General features: G+C 52.0%; 1 rRNA gene. It reads left to right on the forward strand.

From position 1 onward, the window contains the following. Positions 1 to 63: 63 nt before the first annotated feature. Positions 64 to 460: ribosomal RNA gene (locus tag DMB80_RS27820) — 23S ribosomal RNA — on the forward strand; the annotation flags it as partial.

Here is a 460-nt window from a genome sequence, read left to right on the forward strand (position 1 = left end):
ATTCGTATCCGGGCTTTGTACCCCCGGGTCAAATGTATAACCCAAGGCAACTTGCGGTTATATGGTCAAGCGAATAAGCGCACACGGTGGATGCCTTGGCGGTCAGAGGCGATGAAGGACGTGGCAGCCTGCGAAAAGTATCGGGGAGCTGGCAACAAGCTTTGATCCGGTAATGTCCGAATGGGGAAACCCACCCGCTTGCGGGTATCCTGCAGTGAATACATAGCTGCTGGAAGCGAACCTGGTGAACTGAAATATCTAAGTAACCAGAGGAAAAGAAATCAACCGAGATTCCGTAAGTAGCGACGAGCGAACGCGGACTAGCCCTTAAGCTGATTTGGTTCTAGGAAAATGCTCTGGAAAGAGCAGCCATAGAAGGTGATAGCCCTGTATCTGAAAGGGCCATTTCAGTGAAGACGAGTAGGGCGGGGCACGTGAAACCCTGTCTGAACATGGGGGG

Origin of the sequence: Mycobacterium kyogaense, from assembly GCF_003254575.1 — a bacterium.
GTDB classification, from domain to species: Bacteria; Actinomycetota; Actinomycetes; order Mycobacteriales; family Mycobacteriaceae; genus Mycobacterium; species Mycobacterium kyogaense.